The sequence below is a fragment of the Megasphaera sp. MJR8396C genome (assembly GCF_001546855.1).
Taxonomy (GTDB): Bacteria; Bacillota; Negativicutes; order Veillonellales; family Megasphaeraceae; genus Megasphaera.
In genome coordinates this window covers 32,812-52,988 of record NZ_KQ958201.1, presented here as the reverse complement: position 1 = coordinate 52,988, position 20,177 = coordinate 32,812, and the positions used below count along the sequence as shown (strand labels likewise).

Annotated in this window: 22 protein-coding genes, 1 tRNA gene, 1 pseudogene and 1 riboswitch; of the genes and pseudogenes, 17 read left to right on the top strand and 7 right to left on the bottom strand. The window is 48.9% G+C overall.

From position 1 onward, the window contains the following. Nucleotides 1-144: 144 nt before the first annotated feature. From HMPREF3201_RS08030 to HMPREF3201_RS08020, 3 genes are all read right to left on the bottom strand, one after another. A complete protein-coding gene (locus HMPREF3201_RS08030; RefSeq protein ID WP_062412559.1) occupies nucleotides 145-1,149 on the bottom strand; it encodes an alpha/beta hydrolase in 1,005 nt (334 codons plus the stop codon). Nucleotides 1,150-1,164: 15 nt separating this feature from the next. Next, nucleotides 1,165-1,641 carry a flavodoxin gene (locus HMPREF3201_RS08025; RefSeq protein ID WP_062412558.1) on the bottom strand — a complete coding sequence of 159 codons (477 nt, stop codon included), beginning with the start codon at nucleotides 1,639-1,641 and terminating at the stop codon, nucleotides 1,165-1,167. Nucleotides 1,642-1,920: 279 nt separating this feature from the next. Beyond that, the gene (locus tag HMPREF3201_RS08020; RefSeq protein WP_156423331.1) at nucleotides 1,921-2,142 is read right to left on the bottom strand and encodes a hypothetical protein; all 222 of its coding nucleotides are present in this window, start codon (nucleotides 2,140-2,142) and stop codon (nucleotides 1,921-1,923) included. A 129-nt stretch (nucleotides 2,143-2,271) separates the two neighbouring features. Here HMPREF3201_RS08020 and HMPREF3201_RS08015 point away from each other — a divergent pair, with 129 nt between their 5' ends. After that, nucleotides 2,272-3,168 (top strand): LysR family transcriptional regulator, encoded by an 897-nt coding sequence (locus tag HMPREF3201_RS08015; protein ID WP_062412557.1) that lies wholly within the window; start codon nucleotides 2,272-2,274, stop codon nucleotides 3,166-3,168. 390 nt (nucleotides 3,169-3,558) lie between these two features. On the opposite strand, the gene HMPREF3201_RS08010 is transcribed toward HMPREF3201_RS08015, so the two are convergent. The 4 genes and pseudogenes from HMPREF3201_RS08010 to HMPREF3201_RS08005 all read right to left on the bottom strand — a co-directional run bounded on the left by HMPREF3201_RS08010 (nucleotide 3,559) and on the right by HMPREF3201_RS08005 (nucleotide 5,294). After that, nucleotides 3,559-4,593: an Abi family protein gene (locus HMPREF3201_RS08010; protein ID WP_082709419.1), complete on the bottom strand. Its 1,035-nt coding sequence runs from the start codon at nucleotides 4,591-4,593 to the stop codon at nucleotides 3,559-3,561. Then, nucleotides 4,571-4,711, bottom strand: a pseudogene (rhuM, locus tag HMPREF3201_RS12055) (RhuM family protein); the annotation flags it as partial. The gene HMPREF3201_RS08010 and the pseudogene rhuM (HMPREF3201_RS12055), both read right to left, overlap by 23 nt. Next, complete coding sequence (rhuM, locus tag HMPREF3201_RS12050) at nucleotides 4,699-4,896, bottom strand: RhuM family protein (RefSeq protein ID WP_255353914.1); 198 nt, start codon at nucleotides 4,894-4,896, stop codon at nucleotides 4,699-4,701. The pseudogene rhuM (HMPREF3201_RS12055) and the gene rhuM (HMPREF3201_RS12050), both read right to left, overlap by 13 nt. A 322-nt stretch (nucleotides 4,897-5,218) precedes the next feature. Continuing rightward, nucleotides 5,219-5,294: transfer RNA gene (locus HMPREF3201_RS08005), tRNA-Lys, on the bottom strand. A 397-nt stretch (nucleotides 5,295-5,691) separates the two neighbouring features. Here HMPREF3201_RS08005 and HMPREF3201_RS08000 point away from each other — a divergent pair. From HMPREF3201_RS08000 to HMPREF3201_RS07925, 16 genes are all read left to right on the top strand, one after another. Then, nucleotides 5,692-6,351: a hypothetical protein gene (locus HMPREF3201_RS08000; RefSeq protein ID WP_062412556.1), complete on the top strand. Its 660-nt coding sequence runs from the start codon at nucleotides 5,692-5,694 to the stop codon at nucleotides 6,349-6,351. A gap of 67 nt (nucleotides 6,352-6,418) precedes the next feature. Next, nucleotides 6,419-7,546 carry a hypothetical protein gene (locus HMPREF3201_RS07995; protein ID WP_062412555.1) on the top strand — a complete coding sequence of 376 codons (1,128 nt, stop codon included), beginning with the start codon at nucleotides 6,419-6,421 and terminating at the stop codon, nucleotides 7,544-7,546. A gap of 228 nt (nucleotides 7,547-7,774) precedes the next feature. Continuing rightward, on the top strand, nucleotides 7,775-9,226 hold the full coding sequence (locus tag HMPREF3201_RS07990; RefSeq protein WP_062412554.1) for a leucyl aminopeptidase: 1,452 nt from the start codon (nucleotides 7,775-7,777) through the stop codon (nucleotides 9,224-9,226). Further along, the gene (locus HMPREF3201_RS07985; protein WP_062412553.1) at nucleotides 9,223-10,026 is read left to right on the top strand and encodes a PHP domain-containing protein; all 804 of its coding nucleotides are present in this window, start codon (nucleotides 9,223-9,225) and stop codon (nucleotides 10,024-10,026) included. Before HMPREF3201_RS07990 ends, HMPREF3201_RS07985 begins: the two co-directional genes overlap by 4 nt. A gap of 17 nt (nucleotides 10,027-10,043) precedes the next feature. Further along, nucleotides 10,044-10,895, top strand: coding sequence for an Asp23/Gls24 family envelope stress response protein (locus tag HMPREF3201_RS07980; protein ID WP_062412552.1), 852 nt, complete (start codon nucleotides 10,044-10,046; stop codon nucleotides 10,893-10,895). A 75-nt stretch (nucleotides 10,896-10,970) separates the two neighbouring features. Beyond that, a riboswitch (ZMP/ZTP riboswitch) is annotated at nucleotides 10,971-11,048 on the top strand. 52 nt (nucleotides 11,049-11,100) lie between these two features. Next, nucleotides 11,101-12,276 carry a phosphoribosylaminoimidazolecarboxamide formyltransferase gene (locus tag HMPREF3201_RS07975; RefSeq protein WP_062412551.1) on the top strand — a complete coding sequence of 392 codons (1,176 nt, stop codon included), beginning with the start codon at nucleotides 11,101-11,103 and terminating at the stop codon, nucleotides 12,274-12,276. Nucleotides 12,277-12,498: 222 nt separating this feature from the next. Further along, nucleotides 12,499-14,499, top strand: coding sequence for a molybdopterin-containing oxidoreductase family protein (locus tag HMPREF3201_RS07970; protein WP_062412550.1), 2,001 nt, complete (start codon nucleotides 12,499-12,501; stop codon nucleotides 14,497-14,499). Between the two features lie 58 nt (nucleotides 14,500-14,557). Next, nucleotides 14,558-14,887, top strand: a complete 330-nt coding sequence (gene ylxM / locus HMPREF3201_RS07965; protein WP_072272062.1) for a YlxM family DNA-binding protein — start codon at nucleotides 14,558-14,560, stop codon at nucleotides 14,885-14,887. Nucleotides 14,888-14,901: 14 nt separating this feature from the next. Continuing rightward, nucleotides 14,902-16,254, top strand: a complete 1,353-nt coding sequence (ffh, locus tag HMPREF3201_RS07960) for a signal recognition particle protein (protein ID WP_062412549.1) — start codon at nucleotides 14,902-14,904, stop codon at nucleotides 16,252-16,254. 56 nt (nucleotides 16,255-16,310) lie between these two features. Further along, entirely contained in the window at nucleotides 16,311-16,580 is a 270-nt protein-coding gene (rpsP, locus tag HMPREF3201_RS07955) for a 30S ribosomal protein S16 (RefSeq protein ID WP_062412548.1), read from the top strand. Nucleotides 16,581-16,595: 15 nt separating this feature from the next. After that, on the top strand, nucleotides 16,596-16,823 hold the full coding sequence (locus tag HMPREF3201_RS07950) for a KH domain-containing protein (RefSeq protein WP_014015998.1): 228 nt from the start codon (nucleotides 16,596-16,598) through the stop codon (nucleotides 16,821-16,823). Between the two features lie 8 nt (nucleotides 16,824-16,831). After that, a complete protein-coding gene (locus tag HMPREF3201_RS07945; protein WP_062412547.1) occupies nucleotides 16,832-17,239 on the top strand; it encodes a YlqD family protein in 408 nt (135 codons plus the stop codon). Nucleotides 17,240-17,245: 6 nt separating this feature from the next. Then, nucleotides 17,246-17,749 carry a ribosome maturation factor RimM gene (rimM, locus tag HMPREF3201_RS07940; protein ID WP_062412546.1) on the top strand — a complete coding sequence of 168 codons (504 nt, stop codon included), beginning with the start codon at nucleotides 17,246-17,248 and terminating at the stop codon, nucleotides 17,747-17,749. Then, nucleotides 17,746-18,480, top strand: coding sequence for a tRNA (guanosine(37)-N1)-methyltransferase TrmD (trmD, locus tag HMPREF3201_RS07935; RefSeq protein ID WP_062412545.1), 735 nt, complete (start codon nucleotides 17,746-17,748; stop codon nucleotides 18,478-18,480). The genes rimM and trmD overlap by 4 nt, the downstream gene beginning before the upstream one ends. Then, a complete protein-coding gene (locus tag HMPREF3201_RS07930; RefSeq protein ID WP_062412544.1) occupies nucleotides 18,477-19,052 on the top strand; it encodes an RNA methyltransferase in 576 nt (191 codons plus the stop codon). Before trmD ends, HMPREF3201_RS07930 begins: the two co-directional genes overlap by 4 nt. Nucleotides 19,053-19,066: 14 nt before the next feature. Beyond that, nucleotides 19,067-19,801 (top strand): YebC/PmpR family DNA-binding transcriptional regulator, encoded by a 735-nt coding sequence (locus tag HMPREF3201_RS07925; protein ID WP_062412543.1) that lies wholly within the window; start codon nucleotides 19,067-19,069, stop codon nucleotides 19,799-19,801. Nucleotides 19,802-20,177 lie beyond the last annotated feature (376 nt).

Below are 20,177 nucleotides of genomic sequence, written 5' to 3'. Positions count from 1 at the left end.
TTGTACCAGGGCGATTTGTTGACCTATTTCAGTAGTCTGTCAGGCCAAGGCACAGTACAAAAGAGAACCTATAATTTTTATTTCCTTCGCCTTTAGCGGCTTCTTCTAGGACGCGCTGAAGTCAGCATATGGGCTGCCTCCACATTATTTCAATGCGTCCTCAAAGAATTTCCGCAGCTTGTTAAAGGGAATTTTATCCATTCTATCATACAAGTCTACATGATCTGCTCCCGGTACAATTACCAGTTCCTTCGGCTCATTTGCCGCAGCATACACATCTTCAGAATAATAGCGGGAATGTGCGTTTTCGCCGGCAATCAACATGATTGGGCGGGGCGAAATTTCTTTGATATTCTCCATCAGTGAGAAATTAAAGAAGGAAAACGGGGTGGTCTGCGTCCAAGCCGCCGCCGAATTTATTGCGTTCTTATGGTAGCCGCGCTCTGTGCAGTAATAGTCGAAAAATGCCTTGGAAACGGGATCAATATCTTCCGGAAGAGTATCTGGAAATAACTTGCTGACTTTAACTACATTGCCGTTTTCATCAAATCCAAGCTCATGTGCGCCCACATCGAAAGAACCGTTCTCAGCATCAATCCAACGCTGTCTGCTTAAAAATTCTTTGATTTTTTGCCTGTCTTCTGCGGTGTAACTATCCTTGTAGCCTTTAGAAATGCTTCGGCACATATCATACATGGATGCCGTTGCTACCGCTTTAATTCTGGTGTCGGACGTAGCTGCCGTAATCGCCATGCCGGATAAGCCGCAGATTGCCATTGCGCCAATTCGCTCACGATTCACATAGGGAAGCAGCCCTACAAAATCTACAGCCGCACTGAAATCTTCCGTAAAGATTTCAGGGGAAGCCACATTTCGGACTTCTCCGCCACTCTCGCCGGTAAAGGACGGGTCAAAGGCAATCGACACAAAACCCATATTGGCAAACTCCTGTGCATATAGGCCGGAGGATTGTTCCTTGACGGCTCCGAACGGTCCGGATACGATAATTGCCGCGTTCTGTTTATCTTCATAGCCTTCCGGCAGATAAAGGTCACCACAAAGCTCAATACCGAATCGGTTCTTAAAATGAACCTTCTCGCATTTGATTTTTGGGTAGATTTCAAAAACTTTTCCATTTATATTAGCCATAATGTTACCCTCCAATCAATACAGACCATTCTTTTTCAACCATGCTTCGATTTTTGCCTTTGCATCTGCACCGCCATCCTCGTAGAGATTCAGGCTGTCAAGCATTTCTGTCCCTTTGACAAGTTTTTGAATGTTGGAGACGGTATGGCCCAGACCGCCTCCTCCGTTGGTGCAGAACAATGCGATCTTTTTACCAGAGAAATCATTCTCCGAAAGGAATGTAGCGACCGATGGGGCAATCGTATTGAACCAGTTGGGAGTTCCCAACAAGATGGTGTCATAGGAAGCAAAATCGGAAACCTGCTCCGCCAATGCCGGGCGGTAATCTTCACGGGTTTCTTTGCGGGCCTGGCGTTCGGTAGTATCATAGTCGCTGGAATAGGCATCTAGAGGCCGGATTTCAAAGAGTGTTCCTCCGGTCAGATCCTGGATTTGCTGGGCAATGCCCTTGGTGTGTCCTGTGTAGGAAAAATATGCAATCAAAGTGTTCATAAATAGTCCTCCTGTTATTTTGAATTTAATTTATTTGTTATCGCTTAAAAGCGTTGATTTGATTGAATACCGAAGACGCTGCGCCTGATGCCGTGAGCTGTTTGCTCATGTGATCATAGGGACGGTTTATTCTCATGGATTTTCCCTTGAAAATGTTCATCTCGGTATTTCTGTTTCTCAAGCTTGCTGAGCTTGACACTACCAAAAATTAGATTGGCAGGATTGTCGAACATTGACATTCATGTTCATGGCGAATGTTTTTTGAAATAGTTATATCTGTTATTTTTTCATTGTGTAGACCAGATAATCAAGGCAGTCAATCATGTGTTGGTTAGTATGAACCTGATCCAAGAGTACCGCTCTGTGCAATGCAAGTAGTCGGTATTGCTCCTGCCGCCGGCCTGCCTTTTGCAATTCCATATATTTTTGGATTGTAGCCTCATCGAAGCCTGCGTCTTTCAGATTACGAAGAAGCCTTGTTCTCTCTGGTATTTCGTTCACTTCAGCACCTCCTTCATGCTTTAATTGTAGTTGCAAAACCTAGAAATAGCAAATAGTTAAATTAAAAACCGTGATTTGCTTTACGGGCATATCATGAACGAGTATAATATGAATGTAAGGAGGGGTATTATGGAAATTAGAGTGCTTCGCTATTTTCTGGCAATTGCCAGGGAGGGCAGTATCACAAATGCTGCTAATTTTCTTCATGTAACACAACCCACGCTTTCCCGGCAAATACGCGATTTGGAAGAAGAATTAGGGCAAAAATTTTTTACGCGCGGCAGCCACAACATGACTTTGACGGCTGAGGGAATGATATTGAGGAAACGGGCCGAAGAAATCATTTCAATGGTTGATAAAACGGAGGCGGAATTTTCCTCTATGGAAAACCTGGTTGGCGGTGATATTTATATCGGTGGCGGCGAAACAGACGCGATTAAATTGATAGCGAAAATAGCAAAAGAGCTTCGGGCTAGCTATCCAGACATTCATTACCATCTATATAGTGGAAATTCAGAAGATGTAACCGATCGTCTTGATAAGGGCCTGTTGGATTTTGGAATCTTAATCCAACCTGCGGATATTTCAAAGTATGACTACATTAATATTCCGGCAAAAGATACATGGGGTGTTGTCATGAGGAAGGACAGTCCTCTTGCCAGCAAAGAAGCAATCCGAAAAGAAGATTTACTGAATGTCCCGCTGATCTGTTCCAGGCAGGTAATTTCCGGGGAACGACGCGGAAATGAATTTGCGGAATGGTTTGGTAAAGAGTTTGACCAGTTGGATATAGTGACTACCTTTAATCTGGTTTATAATGCTGCTATTATGGTTGAAGCCGGAATCGGTTATGCCGTGACCATTGATAAAATAGCGAATACCGCTGAAAGCAGCAACCTTTGTTTCAGGCCATTAGAACCGAGATTAGATTCCGGATTAAATATTATCTGGAAGAAATATCAGGTATTCTCATCAGCGGCAAGGTTATTTTTAGAGCAGCTAAGGGAGACGTTTGCAGAGGCTTAGTCACGACTGTCAATATCGTGTCTTTGGGCTATTAAAATCTCCCGGTACGAACCGTATCACCTGTAAAAGCTTCTGAAAGTCAAACATCCCTCACGACCGTAATGGGCAGTGAGGGATGTTTTTGCGTTAAAAATCGTTTCCTGTTTCTCAACTATGTGCATACGAATGGGACTCACATAGAGCCTATTGAAAAAAATTCTTCGCGACAACAAAAGTATAGAGTGACTAAACCATAGCTCCATGCTGAGTGGTTGTTGCAATTTTTGCAACAACCACTTTTTTCTTTGAATATGGAAAAAGATAAAAAATAAGGGACATGTCGTAACATGTCCCATCCAAAACCATATATAATATGATTTTCAAGTTAGTTATAGTATAAGATAGGACGAGTTAGTTGTCAATAGGTGGGAAAAAATATTGAACAAGTTTTAGCGTAAAGATGTAAGCGTGCTTGATATAATCATTTTTTGAAAAGTATTCGGGATGCTCTGTCATTCTCCGGCAAAATAAATCGTATAATTCTCTACGTCGCTTCTTTTGCAACCCTTCGCTTTTCACAAAGTTATGATACCAATACAATAAAACTGCAAAGTCATGTATAGGGATAATTTGCAAATAATTTTTTCTGGATGAACGCCGAATAGTAGGTATTTGAGAGACAATATTACTGATATCGTTTATAGTTCGCTTAGGGGGAGCTGTCTCTTTATTTTCTGATAATCTTAATTTGTAAATTAAACAATTGCTATGAGCGGCAGCGTTACGCATATTTCTTATGGGATTTAATAAGCTACGTTTTGGTAGCTTTCGCTTTGGGTATAGCTCTGTATATTTTTTATATAAATTACATAACTCACCAAAACTAATCAGTTCAAAGAGAGCCCATACAGGAAAACTAAGATTATCACGATGTTTTTCAATCAAGTCATGCGCATAACTTGATTGAGATTGATTTAAAATTTTTTGACGACAACGGTAATTTTTATCAAATTCTTTGATAATCGTGTAGCCGTTTTCATCTGAATTTTGCTCAATATCACGTAACAGCATAACTTTAATCTGATGTTCTATATCAAGGCTCATTTGTAAAATTAAATAACGTAAATGCATATCAATAATCGATAATTCTTTAAGATATGCAAAGTCTAAATTTTCATATTTTCCTGAGTTGGTCCCTCGTTGATATTTAACATAATTTCCCCTATATGAAGCAAGTTTAAAATAATAATTATGTTCTTGGAGAAAATGTTTGGCATCGTCTTCGTTGACAATGCTAAATGTGATTCCTTTATCTTTCATATGCTGAATGAGCTCATCAACGGATAGTTTCTTTTTTCGACATAAAATAGAATTAATAACCGATTGGTCTTCTTTAGAAAGTGATTGAAACTTATTCCATAGATTATCTGCGGTTAAATTTATCATAAACTACTCCTCGCAAATCGAAAGTACTTCCTGTCATATTAGGCTTAGTCGCATCGGCACGGCTCATGATCAATTCAGCCGCTGTCTGTCCAATTATACCATATATCAGCTTATTTTGCGTTTCGGCAAAGACGTGTTGAGTTGCTGTATATGTTTTGTCGTAATATTCTGACGGGGAAAATCACTCGCGGAGTTTTGGTAAATTTTCTTTTCACTGGCCCGAATATCGCGGATGTGGGCGAGAAGTTCATAGAAGTAGTCCGGTCGGCCATCTGGATTTTTTAAACGTTTATCATCTAAAATAAAGCCTTTTTGCAGGTATTCTTTTAACGTTGTATTGGCCTATCTGCGAAATTGCGTGCTGCGGGGAGCGCGAATACGGAAACCGATAGCTAAAGTGGCTTCAAGATTAAAAATGTTTTTTGTAATTATTGATATCTTGTTCAGTTATAAAATAATATTTTACAACTGAACCCTTATCCAGCTCATATTCCTTATAGCATCGTAGTGAATGGTGGGGAATAATTTTTATTAAGGGGGTCAAAAAGGGGTCAAAGGCACCTGACTTTTGGAGGTCAAATAAAAATAGCCACCGCACAAATGCGATGGCTATCAGCTTTTTTTATGGTGGACCATCAGGGGATCGAACCCTGGACACCCTGATTAAGAGTCAGGTGCTCTGCCAGCTGAGCTAATGGTCCATGTCTTAAGTTGTCGGTGCTGACCTCGTGAGCACATTTGTTATAATACACCAAATGTAAAATAATTGCAAGCTTTTTTTTTCGTGAATTTTTCCGGAGGTTGCTGACACGTCGGTTGGGATGCGTAAAAAAGGGTGCAGGGCACGACGGCTGTATCAGAAAAATTTGTCCGTCGTCACGGCCTGGTAGCGTTATTCTGTAAGCGGGCTTAAAGGGTGTCTTGGCGCAGGCAGGATAATTCATTTCTATATAGAACTATATAATTATCAATAGTAATGTGACGGACAGGCTTCGATATTCAATCATAAGACGGGCATGGGACACCTGACAGTCCTTGGCTTTGGTGTTGAAAGATGTTTGATTACCGTAGTATAAAGAGTATGAAAGGGTGACGTTGATGGCAATTTTGGATAATGAGGCAGGTTTATTCAGTCAGGCCAGTGAGAAATTGTATGAAGGTGCTTTTGACGAGGCGTTACGATTGTATGCCACATCCATGCACGATGAGGATGTGTATGGTTCTATGAAGGGCTATTGTGCCATGGGGATCACCTTTTACTTGAAAGGCGATATTCCCATGGCTATCAAGTGTTATACCGTTTGCAGTCGCTTTGCTGTCTTGCAGTTTCCCGAACTCTTGCAAGATTATCAGGCCATGCTGAAAGGGGATGCCGAGGCCAAAGAGCGCTTGCTTACCCGCTGTTTTTATTTGGCCGGCGATTGGGGCTGGAGTGCGTCTCGGGCGCGGATGGCTGAAAAGAATGAGTCCCCTGATGACGATCATGAACGACTGTATCGGGATCTTGTGATGGGAAGACGGGGTGAAGACTCGTTATCACAAGACGAGAAGCTCCAATATGGCCAACGTATGCTGGAGTGCCGGAAGATCGGCTACGACTTTATGTTTGACGATTTTCAAAAAATGATCGATGATCGGGAAAGTACAACGGCGGAAATGAAAGCCTGGATCGCTGAGATTTTTGAGGTCGTTAAAAAACTAGTCATTGCGGCCCATACGAGTGATTCCGACGATGAAGCGAAGGCGCCTGCCCCTTGAGGTCGTAGAAGGAAGGGGATGCAGCGTTTTCTGATTTGTGAGGTTGATTGTTGAGACGGAGAGGCATATGACGAAGGGCTGGAATCGTGGCAAGAAAATGGAGATGGCCGAAAAGGCCGTTAAGACCGTGGCCGGTGTATCTGTCGGGGCCGGGAAAGCCAGTGTTGATTTACTAAAAAATACACGGGGCGTCTTGTATCGAAAGAAGGATTTTGAAGCCTTGCTGGCAGAGATTGAACAGCAGGCGGAAGCCTATGCCAAGGTGCAGGAGGCCTTGAAACGGGTGGAATTATCCGGTGAAACGCGAAAGACTTTATTCCTCGATTCACTGGGCCTTGCGACAGGCAGTCTCCTGAGCCGTTTCCTGGGCTGGCATGTGCCAAAAGATGTGCAGCAGGCCTATGAAATGGCTTATCCGCAAAAGGCGGCGGCCATGGATTTTAAAGAGGCTGTGCACCAATTGGATGATGACCAGCTTAGCGGATTTATCAGCGGCGTCAAGGGAAAACTCTTTGAAATCAAGTATACGGACTATCTAAACGACGGACGTCTGCCTCCCGGCTACCATGCAGAAATGGCTCAGTCGGCGACCGAGCCGGGGTGGGATATTGCCATTCGAGACGGCCAGGGGAATGTCGATGAGGTGCTGCAGCTCAAGGCGACGGAATCGGCCGAATACATCGGTCATGCCTTGGAACGATATCCCTACATCGATGTCGTATCGACGGAGGAAGTATATAGCGAAGTGACCATGGGCGACATGGCAGAACACGTCATCAACAGTGGCATATCGAACGAAGAACTGACGCAGTACGTCCAGGATACAGTCATGGCCGGCGCCGATGTGGGTCATGAAAGTTTCCTGCCATCCATCATTCCCTATGCCATTATCGCCTACTCTGTGGCTAAACAGAAGGAACTGTCGGATTACAAGAAAGGGAAAGAATTCGGTCGTCGCTCGCTGCTTTCCTATGTGTGCCATGTGCTGGGCATTACCGTCGGGGCTTTTACCCATACGTGGTGGCTCATTCCCGTGACGTCTGTCGGCCTTCGCATTGCCAATCATCACGGCGCTAAAAAGTACGAGGCCTATCAGGCCTTAGCTCGCTATGCCAAATATAATCGCCGCGTCCTTCACCGTTATACCAAGGAACCGCGGTGGCGCAGGATTCTGGGTGATTCGCTGTCGTTTTAGAAGCAGGCCTTGAATCAGGCAGGGCCACATCAACTTTATAATATACAATATCTTAAGTACATGGTGATCATCGTCTGCGTGATGGATTTATGGCGCCATGTACTTATTTTTTATTGTTTTTACGGATTCTTGATTTTGTCAATAAGGCGATTGTATAATAATAGTGGCAAATAATATCTGTTATTGATTTAATATATGGTGACTTAAGTGTGAAAGTGAGCGATGTGCATGATTAGTTATAATGGCAAAGGCGGCCTCGATACGCTGGCAGTCGGCCTCGATAAGAGGCTGCTCAAGCTGCGACAGCTGCCTCAGGATGACGTCGTCCTGATCCGGGCCTATGTAGAAAAACACCCGGAACTTTTACAGTATACGTCTCTCCACGTATTTCATTGCCTGTCGAACGGGGAGCCGAAAACGTATTTTCTCATCGGCCTGGAAGGCAAACCGGTCCGGTATTCGACGTATGAAGATTTTCGTATGGCTCAGCGCCTGATGGCAGCGGCCATGAAAGAAGGCGTCCGCGAACTGGCTATCATGGCCGATACGTTGGACATGGATATGGCGTCCCTTCTCGACGGGCTCTTGTACCGCAATTATGAATTTACTCATTATAAAAGCGATAAACACAGCCGTACTGTCGGCAGTATCAATATTCTGTCGCACAGCATGAGGCCGCAGGAATTTAATTCCATGTGCTATCGCTACACGTCGATGTATGAAGGCGTCTATGAAGCCCGCGATTTGATCAATATGCCGTCCAACGATTTGACGCCCAGAAAGTTTGCCGATATCGTAGCCGATACGCTGAAGGGCGACCACATTCTCATCGAATCGCTCAATAAATGGGCGCTGGAAAAACGGCATATGGGCGGTATCGTCGCCGTCGGTAAAGGCAGCATGAATCCGCCCCAACTGGTATCGATTGCCTACCAGGGCGACCCCAATAGTCGGGAAGTGCTGGGCATCGTCGGAAAAGGCGTCACCTATGACAGCGGCGGCCTGTCCTTAAAGAGCCATAAGGGCTTGGAATTTATGAAAGACGATATGGCCGGGGCGGCAGCTGCCGTCGGCGTCATTCGGGCCCTCATGCTCCTGCGCTATCCGGTCAATGTGCTGGCCGTCTTGCCCCTGGTGGAAAATATTCCTTCCGGCATGGCCTATCACGTCGACGATATTTTGACCATGTATAATGGAAAGACCGTTGAAGTCAAAAATACCGATGCCGAAGGGCGGCTGATTTTGGCCGATGCCTTGACCTATGCCCAGGAAAAAGGGGCGACGCGCCTCATCGACCTGGCGACCTTGACCGGAGCCTGTGTGACGGCACTGGGAACGGTCCGGACGGGCATGGTCGGCAACGACCAGGAATGGATGAACCGCTTCTTTAAAGTCGCGACGGAAGCCCATGAAAAGATTTGGCAGCTGCCGTCTGATGAAGAATATGAAAGCCTGCTCAAAAGCAGCGTAGCCGACATGAAGAACGTCGGCGGCCCGGAAGCAGGGGCGATTACGGCCGGTCTCTTCTTAAAGCAGTTTGTAAACGAGGGAACGCCGTGGATCCACCTCGACATCGCTGGTCCTGCTTTTCGGGAAAAGGCCGATGAAACGGGATTTATCGGCGCCACCGGCGTCGGCATTAAATCGATTCTGCACTTACTGCAGGGAGGTGTACAGTGATAGTCGATCTGCATATGCATACGACCTGCTCTGACGGTGTCTATACGCCGGAACAGTTAACCCAGATGGCCGTCGATGCCGGACTCGACGTCATCGCTATTTCGGACCACGATACGGTAGCTGCCTATGACGGAAGTCATAAGTTTGCTGCTGGTGTCCGCATCATTCCGGCCATTGAAATAAGCTCTGAATGCGACGGCGAAGATGTCCATATCTTAGGCTATGGCATCGATACGACGGACGAAGCCATGCTTTCCTACTGCCGTGAATTTAAGCAGCGGCGCTTCGACCGGGCCATGCAAATCGTCGACCGCTGCCTGGAAAACGGCTATGAAATCGACCGCAAGGTCGTCGAAGACATGGTCCATAAAGGCGGCACCGTCGGCCGTCCCCATATTGCCCGCATGCTCGTCGAAAAGGGGTATTTCCCCGATGTAAAGACGGTCTTCGATAAAGTCCTCTATCACGGCGGTCCGCTCTACGTGCCCTATACGCGCCGGACCATCGATGAATGTGTGGCCCTCATCCGAAAAGTAGGCGGCATCGCCGTCTTAGCCCATCCGGGACTGTTGAAACGGACACTGGATGAAGTCCTGACCCATGATTTCGACGGCGTGGAAGTCTATCATCCGAAGAACCGCGGCCGTTTCGAAGAATTTTTGAAACTGGCCCAAGACCGCCATTGGTACATCAGCGGCGGCTCCGATTTTCATGGAACCATCGGCCGTTTCCCGGAAAAACTTGGTATCTTTACCGTTGATTCCGAAAAGGTACAGGCTTTGTTGTCTCACGCAACCTAATAAGGCAGGTGATACAGATGGAAGTTGTCGGTTTTATTGGCGCCAGCGGAACGGGGAAGAGCCATCACGCCCTGGTCGTCGCTTACGATCATGAGATTCAGACGATCATCGATGACGGACTCCTCATCGATCACAACCGTATCGTCGCCGGCCGGTCGGCCAAGGATGAAACGAACCGCCTGAAGGCCGTGCGCCGCGCCGTATTCAATAACCCGGACGATGCCGCTGCCATGAAGGCGGCCTTAGCCAAGGCGGCTCCTGAAAAACTGCTCATCCTGGGGACTTCGCGGCACATGATCCACCGTATCTGCGAGTCCCTCAATCTTCCCGAGCCGTCACGGTTCATCCGCATCGAAGACGTCTCAAGCTCATCAGAGATCGAAAAGGCTCAAAATATCCGCATTAAAGAAGGCAAGCACATCATCCCCGTGCCGACGATGGAGTTGAAACCCCATTTTCGCGGCTATCTTCTCGATTCGATCCGGTCTTTCTTTTACGATAACAACGGCAAGAAATTGTCGCCCTTTGAGCGTTCCGTCGTTCGTCCCGTCTTCAGTTATTATGGGAAGCTGACTTTTTCCAACGACGTCCTCGAAAGCCTGGTCCGCCATGCTCTGAGCCAGAGTGAAGGCGTGACCAAGATCAACCGACTGAAGGTGGCCATCAATTATAATTCGACGCGCAATGGCCTGGCAATCATCCTGTCGCTGACCATTGCCTACGGTCAGAATATTAAGAAACTCATGAGCCGTATCCGCCGCGATATTCAGCACGAAGTGGAATATACGACGGGCATGGCTGTCGAAATCCTCAAGATTACCGTGCGCGACATTTCGCCGCAGCCTTCGGAATTGCAAGAGGAATCATAAATTGTACGACCTGAAAGGGGCTGCCATTGGCGGCTCCTTTTTCTTGACAGTCTGAATCGGCGGACGGTATAATAAGGTGAAGCATGTGACTGACGGAAGTGGAGTTACCACGGGGAGCATGATTCATAACAGCCGACCGTCTGGGCGAAACGTTCCAGAAGTGTCGGTATTTTTTATTTTGGGTCATAATTCAGGAGGAATCACAATGAACGAACTGAAATTAAAATACGGCTGCAACCCTAACCAGTCGTCGTCCCGGGTCTATATGAAGGATGGCAGTGCCCTTCCTTTTACGGTCCTCTGCGGCCGTCCCGGCTATATTAATTTGCTCGACGCCTTAAACAGCTATCAGTTGGTCAAGGAACTGAAAGAAGCGACGGGCCTTCCGGCAGCGGCTTCCTTCAAGCACGTCAGCCCGGCCGGTGCCGCTGTGGCCTCGGATATGAGTGATACCCTGAAGAAAATATATTGGGTCGACGATCTGCCACTGTCGCCGTTGGCTACGGCCTATGCCTGCGCCCGCGGTGCCGACCGCATGAGTTCTTATGGCGATTTCGTAGCCCTCTCCGACGTTTGCGACGTCGAAACGGCAACCCTCTTGAAACGAGAAGTATCGGACGGCGTCATTGCTCCGGGATACAGCGATGAAGCCCTGGCTATTTTAAAGACCAAGAAGAAGGGCAATTACTGCGTCCTTCAAATCGATGCCGATTACAAACCTCAGCCTGTCGAATCGAAGGAAGTCTACGGCGTCACCTTTGAACAGGAACGGAATGAAGCCAAGATCACGGCCGATTTGCTGACGAAAATCCCGACGAAGAACAAGGATATTCCGGCGGCAGCTCAGCGCGACTTGATCATCGCCCTCATCACCTTGAAATACACCCAGTCCAATTCCGTCTGCTACGTAAAAGACGGCATGACCATCGGTGTCGGTGCCGGTCAACAGTCCCGCGTCCACTGCACGCGCCTGGCTGGCAATAAGGCCGATGTATGGTGGCTCCGTCAGAACCCGAAAGTCCTGAGCCTGCCCTTCCGCGACGACGTCCGTCGTCCGAACCGGGACAACGCCATCGACGTCTACATTTCCGATGATTATGAAGACGTATTGGCCGACGGCATCTGGCAGGATCTCTTTACGGAAAAACCGCAGCCCCTTACGCGGGAAGAAAAGAAGGCCTGGATTGCTCAGCTTCACGGCGTAGCCCTTGGCAGCGACGCCTTCTTCCCCTTTGGCGACAACATCGAACGGGCTCATCGCAGCGGCGTCGACTATATCGCCCAGGCCGGCGGCTCGATCCGCGACGACAATGTCATCGAAACGTGCGATAAATATGGAATTGCCATGGCCATGACCGGCCTGCGCCTGTTCCATCATTAAAAAACTAATTACGCTTGCGGCAGAAGTAAGATAGGGGGTGTTCGCAGGCTCGGAGGGCCCGTGGTGACGGTGAGGAATCGGCACCATGGGCCCTCGTTGTATGTAAAATTCTTGCTCGATGATGAGAAAGGGGCATCGGCTTTTCTTCAGATAATTTTGCCAAGGTCCCTCTGTTGGCGATATAATGGACATATATTATATAGATACATAAGGAGGCATTCTATGGAACAATATAGATCGGTCTGTCCCTATGACTGTCCCGACGCCTGCGGTCTCGTGGTCAGTGTAGAAAACGGGCGCGTCATCTCCGTAAAGGGCGACGAAACCCATCCTTTCACGCAGGGGACCATGTGTCCCAAGATGGCGCACTATGAACGGACGGTCCATTCGCCGCGGCGGCTTATGACGCCGCTAAAGCGGACGGGTCCTAAGGGGAGGGGGGAATTTGAGCCCATTTCCTGGGATCAGGCTTTAAGGGAAATCGCAGCTTCGTGGAAAAAAATCATGGCCGAGAAGGGACCGGAAGCTATTTTACCTTATTCCTATGCTGGCACCATGGGCATCGTCCAGCACGACGCTCTGCACGGGTTATTTTACTACTTAGGGGCATCGGAACTCGATCGGACCATTTGCGCCCCGGCCAAAGGGCAGGGCTACAAAGACGTCATGGGAGGCACCTTGCCGACGGCGCCTCAGGAAGCGCAGCACAGCGACTGTATCTTCTTGTGGAGCATTCACATGATGGCCACCAACATCCACTTCAAACACGACGTCGATGCGGCTAGAGCTAACGGCGCTGCCATTTGGTGCATCGATACTTATCGAACCAAGACGGCGGACCTGGCCGATCACTTCGTAGCCATCCGTCCCGGCACCGACGGGGCTTTGGCCTTGGGGATGATGTACGTCCTGGTCCGTGACGGCTTGACCGATGAAGCTTTCCTTTCTGCCAACGTTCTTGGTTGGGAAGAAATGAAAGAAAAAGTCATTCCTCGCTGTACGCCGGAAGAAACGGAAAAGATTACCGGCGTCCCGTGTGCTGTCGTCGAAGAATTGGCCCATGCCTACGGTAAGGCCAGAGCGCCTTTCATCCGCCTGGGAAGCGGCCAGTCCCGCTACCGCAACGGAGCCATGACGTCGCGGCTCATCACTTGCCTGCCGGCCCTGGTCGGTGCCTGGGGAAAACGCGGCGGTGGAATTCTTACTTCGGCCGCAGCTTCTAAGGCTTATGACAAAGATATCGTTACTCGGCCGGACTGGAAACAGAAGGGGACCCGCCTGGTCAATATGTGCTGCATTGGACAAGCCCTGACGGAAGACGACCGTATCAAGAGTCTCTTCGTCTATTCGTCAAATCCGGCCTGCACGGCACCGGACCAGAACGCCGTCCTCAAAGGGCTTTCGAGGGAAGACCTATTCACTGTCGTCCACGAACGCTTCATGACCGATACGGCCCGCTACGCCGACATCGTCCTGCCGGCGACGACGTCCCTTGAACACGATGACGCTTATTATTCGTATGGCAACTATACGATTCAGTGCGGCTATGCCCTCATCGATCCCATCGGCGAAAGCCGGTCCAACTGGCGTGTGGCCTGCGACCTGGCCAAGGCTCTCGGCATTACCGATCCCTTTTACGATCAGTCGGAACGGGATCTCGTCGATAAGCTCGTCGATTCAACGGTCAAATGGCCGCTGCCCGTCGATCAGGACTGTCTGCGGTCGGGACGCCCCACGGCCCTTCCCCTGCCGGAGGACTATCAGACTTCCTTTGCGACGCCGTCAGGCAAGATTGAAATCCGAAACGATGCGCTTACGCCGGCCCTTCCCGACTATATGCCCCTTGATCCCGATGAGGGGAAACTGGCCTTCGTCAACGGTGCCGATATGCGCATCCTCGACTCGTCCTTTAATGAACGGGATGAACTGACGGCCAGCCATACCATGGACCTCTTCGTTCATCCCGATGATGCCGACTTTTACGGTCTTTCTGACGGCGACAGCGTGACCCTTGCCAATAAAAGGGGACAGGCCGACTTTACCGTACGCGTTACTGACCGCACCGTACCGGGCCAGGTCGTCAGCGAAGGCGTGTGGTGGCGTGAACGGGTCAAAGGCGGCGGGGCCTCGGTCAATGTCCTGACCAGCCAGCGTTTGACCGATGAAGGGCGGGGCAGTACCTTTTATGACGTCCGCGTCAATCTGACAAGTAAAAATACTTGACAGAGTACACCGATTCCGGTATACTATCAAAGTACGCTGTTTGAAAGGCGGTGAAGCCATGCTTGAAGACGTAGTACGCATGGGACGGCTCCTCGATTTGTATGGGCCGTTATTGACGGAAAAGCAACAGACCTGTATGGCATTGTATTTCGATATGGACCTGTCCTTGAGTGAAGTCGGAGAAGAACTGCGGATTTCCCGCCAAGGCGCTTACGACATGCTCAAGCGTGCTTCCCAGCTGCTGGAAAGCTATGAACAGCGGCTTCGTTTGCTGGCCCGTTTCGATTCAATCCAGAACACAATTGATGAAGTCCAGGATTTGCTCGACCATCAGGGATACAGTGATATTGAAAGAGCAAAACAACTTTTACAGGAACTTTATTTATAAAAGGAGGCCTCCTCATGCCATTTGAAAGTCTGTCCGAACGATTCCAGGCGGCCTTTAAAAAGCTTCGCGGCAAAGGGAAGCTTTCTGAAGAGGATGTCAGTGAAGCGCTGAAAGAGATGCGCCGCGCTCTACTCGAAGCGGACGTCAACTTTGCCGTCACCAAAGACTTTATCAAGAAAGTCAAAGAAAAAGCCGTCGGTGAAGAAGTCTTCGGCAGCTTGAATGCGTCGCAGACGGTCATCAAAATCGTCCGCGATGAATTGACGGAACTCCTCGGCGGGACCCAGAGCCGCATTACCATTGCACCGAAACCGCCGACCATCATCATGCTGGTCGGTCTCCAAGGGGCTGGTAAGACGACGACGGCAGCCAAGCTCGCCAAAAAGTTGAAGTCTCAAGGCAAGAGCCCGCTCATGGTAGCAGCCGACGTCTATCGCCCGGCAGCTATCACTCAGTTGCAGGTCCTCGGCCAAGAACTGGATATGCCCGTTTACACCGAAGACGGCAGTAAAGATCCAGTAGCCATCGCCCAGCACGCCATTCCCTATGCGACCAGCCATTTGCGCGACGTCGTCATCATCGATACGGCCGGGCGGCTTCATATTAACGAAACCTTGATGGATGAATTGATTCATATTAAAGAAAACGTTCATCCTCATGAAATCCTTTTGGTCGTCGACGCCATGACCGGTCAGGATGCCGTTACGGCAGCCTCGGCCTTCGATAAAGCCCTCGGAATCGACGGCATGATCATGACCAAGCTCGACGGCGATGCTCGCGGCGGGGCCGCCTTGTCTATCAAGGCCGTCACGGGCAAACCCATCAAATTCATCGGTGTCAGTGAAAAGCTCGACGGCATCGAAGAATTTCATCCCAATCGCTACGCGTCGCGTATCCTCGATTTAGGCGACGTCGAAACGATCATCGAAAAAGCCCAGGCTGCTTTTGACGAAGAGTCTATGGAAAACATGAAGAAGACCATGAAAAGCGGGTCTTTCACCTTCGATGATTTCCTCTCCCAGCTTCAGATGATTAAGAAGATGGGCAACATGAGTAGTATCTTGGGCCTCATTCCCGGCATCGGGAAGTATAAGAAAGAACTCGACAAGGTCGACATGGACGGCAAAGAATTCAAGCGAATCGAAGCCATCATCACATCCATGACGGCTCAGGAACGGTCGAGTGCCAACCCGAAAATGCTGATTAAGGACAGCCGCAAGCGCCGCATCGCCAAGGGCAGCGGTACTCGTGTCCAAGACGTCAATCGCCTCATCAAGCAGTTCACCGAAATGCAGAAGATGATGAAACAGGCGAAGAAAGCACAAAAGAGTAAACGACGGGGTTTTATGCCGCGTCTGCCTTTTTAAATCGATTTCCCGACCTATCGTGGAAATAAGATATTCTGACAAGGAGGTGATTTTCAATGATTAAAATTCGTTTGGCCCGTTTAGGTGCTAAAAAGAATCCGATCTACCGCGTCGTCGTCGCTGATTCCCGCAATGCTCGTAACAACGGCCGTCCGGTTGCTACCCTCGGCATGTACGATCCGTCCAAAGACATGGATACTCGTCTGACCGTCGATGCAGAAGCTGCTGTAGCTTGGCTCGGTAAAGGCGCACAGCCGACAGATACGATCCGTTCTATCTTCAAGAAAGCTGGCATCATGGCCCAGTTTGAAGCATCCAAAAAGTAAGTGAGGCTGGATACTATGGAAGAATTGATTGCGTGTATCGCCCGGTCTCTGGTAAAGAATCCGGATGCGGTTACAGTTACCAAGATTCAAAAAAAAGGCCTCGAAGTCTATCAGCTTCATGTCGCACCCGAAGATATGGGCAAAGTCATTGGCAAGCAAGGTAAAATTGCGAAAGCATTGCGCCTTGTTGTCAAGGCTGCGGCAGTGAAGGCGAATAAGAAAGTATCAGTGGATATCGTATAGGAGGTACCATGGATCAGATTACATTGCGCATTCCCGTTGTCGTTAAGGCCAAAGTTACGCAGACCCTTAAAGACCGTATCCTCAAGAATGCCGATCAGGCCCTGAGTGATATCGATCGGGAAATGCAGAACCTGGAATTCCAGGCTAAACGCATGATGACCGAACAGGCCAAAATCGATGCCCAGGGACTTATTTCCCTGCGCGCGCAAGTAGAAGAACAGAAACAGCGTCTCGCCTCGGCTCGGGCAAAAGCTCAGCACGACCGCGAAGAAGCAGAACACCTTACAATCGATTCCGAAATCAGACAAGGTACACTCGAACAGACTGTCGTTGTCAATGTCGGCGATGATTTGGAAAAATTGATGGGAACTGAAATCTTGCTTGAAGACGGCAAGATCATTTCTATCCGCCAATAGAATACGATGGCTGACTTAGATTTTTTTACAATCGGTCAAATCGTTGCCCCGCACGGCGTGCGGGGTGATGTTCGTATTTATCCCGATACGGACTTTCCGAACCGATTCCTCAAGATGAAATACGGTTATATTGACGGCAAAAAATATGAAGTCCAATCCGCTCGTCTTCATAAGCGGGTCGTCCTCATGAAATTTGTCGGCGTCGATGATCGTAATGCCGCTGAAAAGCTCTTGAAAAAAGACCTTCAGGTACCGCGGGAAGACTTGGTACCCCTTAAAAAAGGGCAGCATTACATTTACGATCTCATCGGCTCTGTCGTATACGATCTTGAAGAACATGAACTGGGAAAACTTACAGACGTCCTGCGCACGGGCAGCAACGATGTCTACGTCGTCACTGCTGATGACGGAACGGAAACCCTTTTTGCGGCCATTCCCGACGTCGTCAAATCCGTCGATGCCGAAGCGAAGCGAATCGTCGTCGATCCGCCGGAGTGGGTGGACGAATGAGAATCGACATTATCTCACTCTTTCCGGAGCTGATCGAAGCCTTTTTTCAGCACAGCATCATCGGCAGAGCCCGGGCAGCCGGTCTGTTGGATCTGGATGTGACCAATCCTCGTAACTTCACGTATGACCGTCATCACATGGTCGACGATACCATCTACGGTGGCGGCTGCGGCATGCTCATGAAGGCGGCTCCGCTCTATGCAGCCGTCGAAGCCGTGCGGCGGCAGGTTCCGCGGCGGCGCATCATTTTCATGGGTCCTGCCGGAAAGCCCTTTGATCAGGCGAAAGCACGCGAGCTGGCGACATACGACCAGCTTATTTTGCTATGTGGCCATTATGAAGGCGTCGACTACCGCGTCGAAGAGGACCTGGCCGATGAAACCATTTCCGTCGGCGACTACATCCTGACCGGCGGAGAACTGCCGGCCATGACCGTCACTGACGCCGTAGCCCGCATGATACCGGGCGTCCTCGGCGCCGCATCGGGAGCTGCTGACGATTCTTTTTACTCGTCGCTCCTCGAATGCCCGCAGTATACGAAGCCGGCCGTCTTTCGCGGCATGGCTGTGCCGGAAGTCCTGCGAAACGGCGATCACGCCAAGATTGAAAAATGGCGCCGCCAGTCGTCCCTTTCAAGGACCTTGGACCTTCGGCCGGACCTTCTCGAACACTGCGAGTTGTCACCGAAAGATGTGGAAATACTGAACAAACTAAAGGGAGACAAGCGATGAAAAAATCTCCTTTATATGTAGGATTGGTTCATTATCCCATATACGATAAGAACTTTAACGTCATTACGACGGCCATTACCAACTACGACCTGCATGATATTTCGCGGTCGGCCAAGACCTATGGCATAAAAAAATATTTCATCATCCACCATGTACCAGGACAATTGGACATGGTCCGCAAAATCATGGGCTTTTGGGAAAGTGATACGGGCCGGAACTATAACGGCTATCGCACCCAGGCCTTTGATATCGTCGATATCCGCCCTTCCATCGAAGCGGCTGTCGATGCCGTGACGGAAGTTGAAGGCAAAAAGCCTTATATCGTCACGACCGATGCGCGGACCTATTCCAATACCATTTCCTATAAGGCCTTGCGCCAAAAGCGGGAAGAAGAGGACACGCCGATTCTCCTGCTCTTCGGTACGGGTTATGGGATGACGAAAGAAACGATGGAAAAATTTGATTTCATCCTGGAGCCAATTTACGGAGCTGGGGAATATAACCACTTATCCGTCCGCTCGGCAGCAGCGATCATCTTAGACCGCCTGGCCGGCGAGGCTTGGTGGACATAAAGGGAGGCATTTGAATGTCTGGACATTCTAAATGGGCAAATATTAAACGTAAAAAAGGGAAAAACGACGCCATCCGCGGCAAAATTACGACCAAAATCGGCCGTGAAATCACCATTGCCGTCCGCATGGGCGGTCCTGACCCGGTCGGCAACATGCGTCTGAAGCTGGCCCTCCAAAAAGCAAAAGAAAACAACATCCCGAAAGATAACATCAAGCGGGCTATCCAAAAAGGTGCTGGCGCTACGGAAGGCCAGAACTACGAAGAAATCGTATACGAAGGCTACGGCCCGGCAGGCGTTGCCGTTACGGTCAACGTCCTTACGGATAACCGCAACCGCGCCGCTGCTGACGTTCGCCATGAATTTTCCAAATCCGGCGGCAACCTCGGTGCTACGGGCTGCGTAAGCTGGATGTTCCATAACACGGGCCTCTTCGTCGTCGCCCGCGATCAGGCTGACGAAGACAAAATCATGGAAGTTGCTATTGAAGCCGGTGCTGACGACGTAAAAGTCTCCGATGAAGACTACGAAATCATCACCGCTCCGGAAGCCTTCGATGCCGTTGAAAAAGCCTTGGCTGACAACAACATCGAAGCCGATCATGCATCGATTACCATGATTCCGGAAAACACGATCAAATTGACCGGTGAAGATGCTGAAAAAATGGAACGCTTCATCGACGCCCTCGATGAAATCGACGACGTCCAGGACGTTTACCATAACGCAGAACTTCCGGAAGACGAAGAATAAAAATCAAAACAGCGCATTGCCTCATTCTCAGGAATCTGGCAGGCGCTGTTTTTTTGCGTCTATGAAGTTTTTGTAATGGCTAATACAATTCGAAACTTCGTTTTCGAGACGGTATGTCCGTGATTTCCAATCATATTCGCCCCGATTAGAATCGCGAATCGCCATTGGCCTATTGTCCCGGAAACACGGTGTACTTCTTATTATGAAGACTTCAAGGTCTCCCAATAGTAAAAACTGCGCTTTTTATAATTTCAATTTCACGAGATTGTAAAAATGGCCATTTTTACTATTTCATTTTTGGGAAATCGTAAAAAACGTACAATTTATAGTGCTGCTATAATATAAATTGCTCTTGTGAACCCCTGATCTCAAGACT

Bases quoted from the DNA above. Each gene is read 5' to 3' on its own strand.
- HMPREF3201_RS08030 (WP_062412559.1), bottom strand. From the start codon at position 1,149: ATGGCTAATATAAATGGAAAAGTTTTTGAAATCTACCCAAAAATCAAA.
- HMPREF3201_RS08025 (WP_062412558.1), bottom strand. From the start codon at position 1,641: ATGAACACTTTGATTGCATATTTTTCCTACACAGGACACACCAAGGGC.
- HMPREF3201_RS08015 (WP_062412557.1), top strand. From the start codon at position 2,272: ATGGAAATTAGAGTGCTTCGCTATTTTCTGGCAATTGCCAGGGAGGGC.
- HMPREF3201_RS08010 (WP_082709419.1), bottom strand. From the start codon at position 4,593: ATGATAAATTTAACCGCAGATAATCTATGGAATAAGTTTCAATCACTT.
- HMPREF3201_RS08000 (WP_062412556.1), top strand. From the start codon at position 5,692: ATGGCAATTTTGGATAATGAGGCAGGTTTATTCAGTCAGGCCAGTGAG.
- HMPREF3201_RS07995 (WP_062412555.1), top strand. From the start codon at position 6,419: ATGACGAAGGGCTGGAATCGTGGCAAGAAAATGGAGATGGCCGAAAAG.
- HMPREF3201_RS07990 (WP_062412554.1), top strand. From the start codon at position 7,775: ATGATTAGTTATAATGGCAAAGGCGGCCTCGATACGCTGGCAGTCGGC.
- HMPREF3201_RS07980 (WP_062412552.1), top strand. From the start codon at position 10,044: ATGGAAGTTGTCGGTTTTATTGGCGCCAGCGGAACGGGGAAGAGCCAT.
- HMPREF3201_RS07975 (WP_062412551.1), top strand. From the start codon at position 11,101: ATGAACGAACTGAAATTAAAATACGGCTGCAACCCTAACCAGTCGTCG.
- HMPREF3201_RS07970 (WP_062412550.1), top strand. From the start codon at position 12,499: ATGGAACAATATAGATCGGTCTGTCCCTATGACTGTCCCGACGCCTGC.
- ylxM (WP_072272062.1), top strand. From the start codon at position 14,558: ATGCTTGAAGACGTAGTACGCATGGGACGGCTCCTCGATTTGTATGGG.
- ffh (WP_062412549.1), top strand. From the start codon at position 14,902: ATGCCATTTGAAAGTCTGTCCGAACGATTCCAGGCGGCCTTTAAAAAG.
- rpsP (WP_062412548.1), top strand. From the start codon at position 16,311: ATGATTAAAATTCGTTTGGCCCGTTTAGGTGCTAAAAAGAATCCGATC.
- HMPREF3201_RS07950 (WP_014015998.1), top strand. From the start codon at position 16,596: ATGGAAGAATTGATTGCGTGTATCGCCCGGTCTCTGGTAAAGAATCCG.
- HMPREF3201_RS07945 (WP_062412547.1), top strand. From the start codon at position 16,832: ATGGATCAGATTACATTGCGCATTCCCGTTGTCGTTAAGGCCAAAGTT.
- rimM (WP_062412546.1), top strand. From the start codon at position 17,246: ATGGCTGACTTAGATTTTTTTACAATCGGTCAAATCGTTGCCCCGCAC.
- trmD (WP_062412545.1), top strand. From the start codon at position 17,746: ATGAGAATCGACATTATCTCACTCTTTCCGGAGCTGATCGAAGCCTTT.
- HMPREF3201_RS07930 (WP_062412544.1), top strand. From the start codon at position 18,477: ATGAAAAAATCTCCTTTATATGTAGGATTGGTTCATTATCCCATATAC.
- HMPREF3201_RS07925 (WP_062412543.1), top strand. From the start codon at position 19,067: ATGTCTGGACATTCTAAATGGGCAAATATTAAACGTAAAAAAGGGAAA.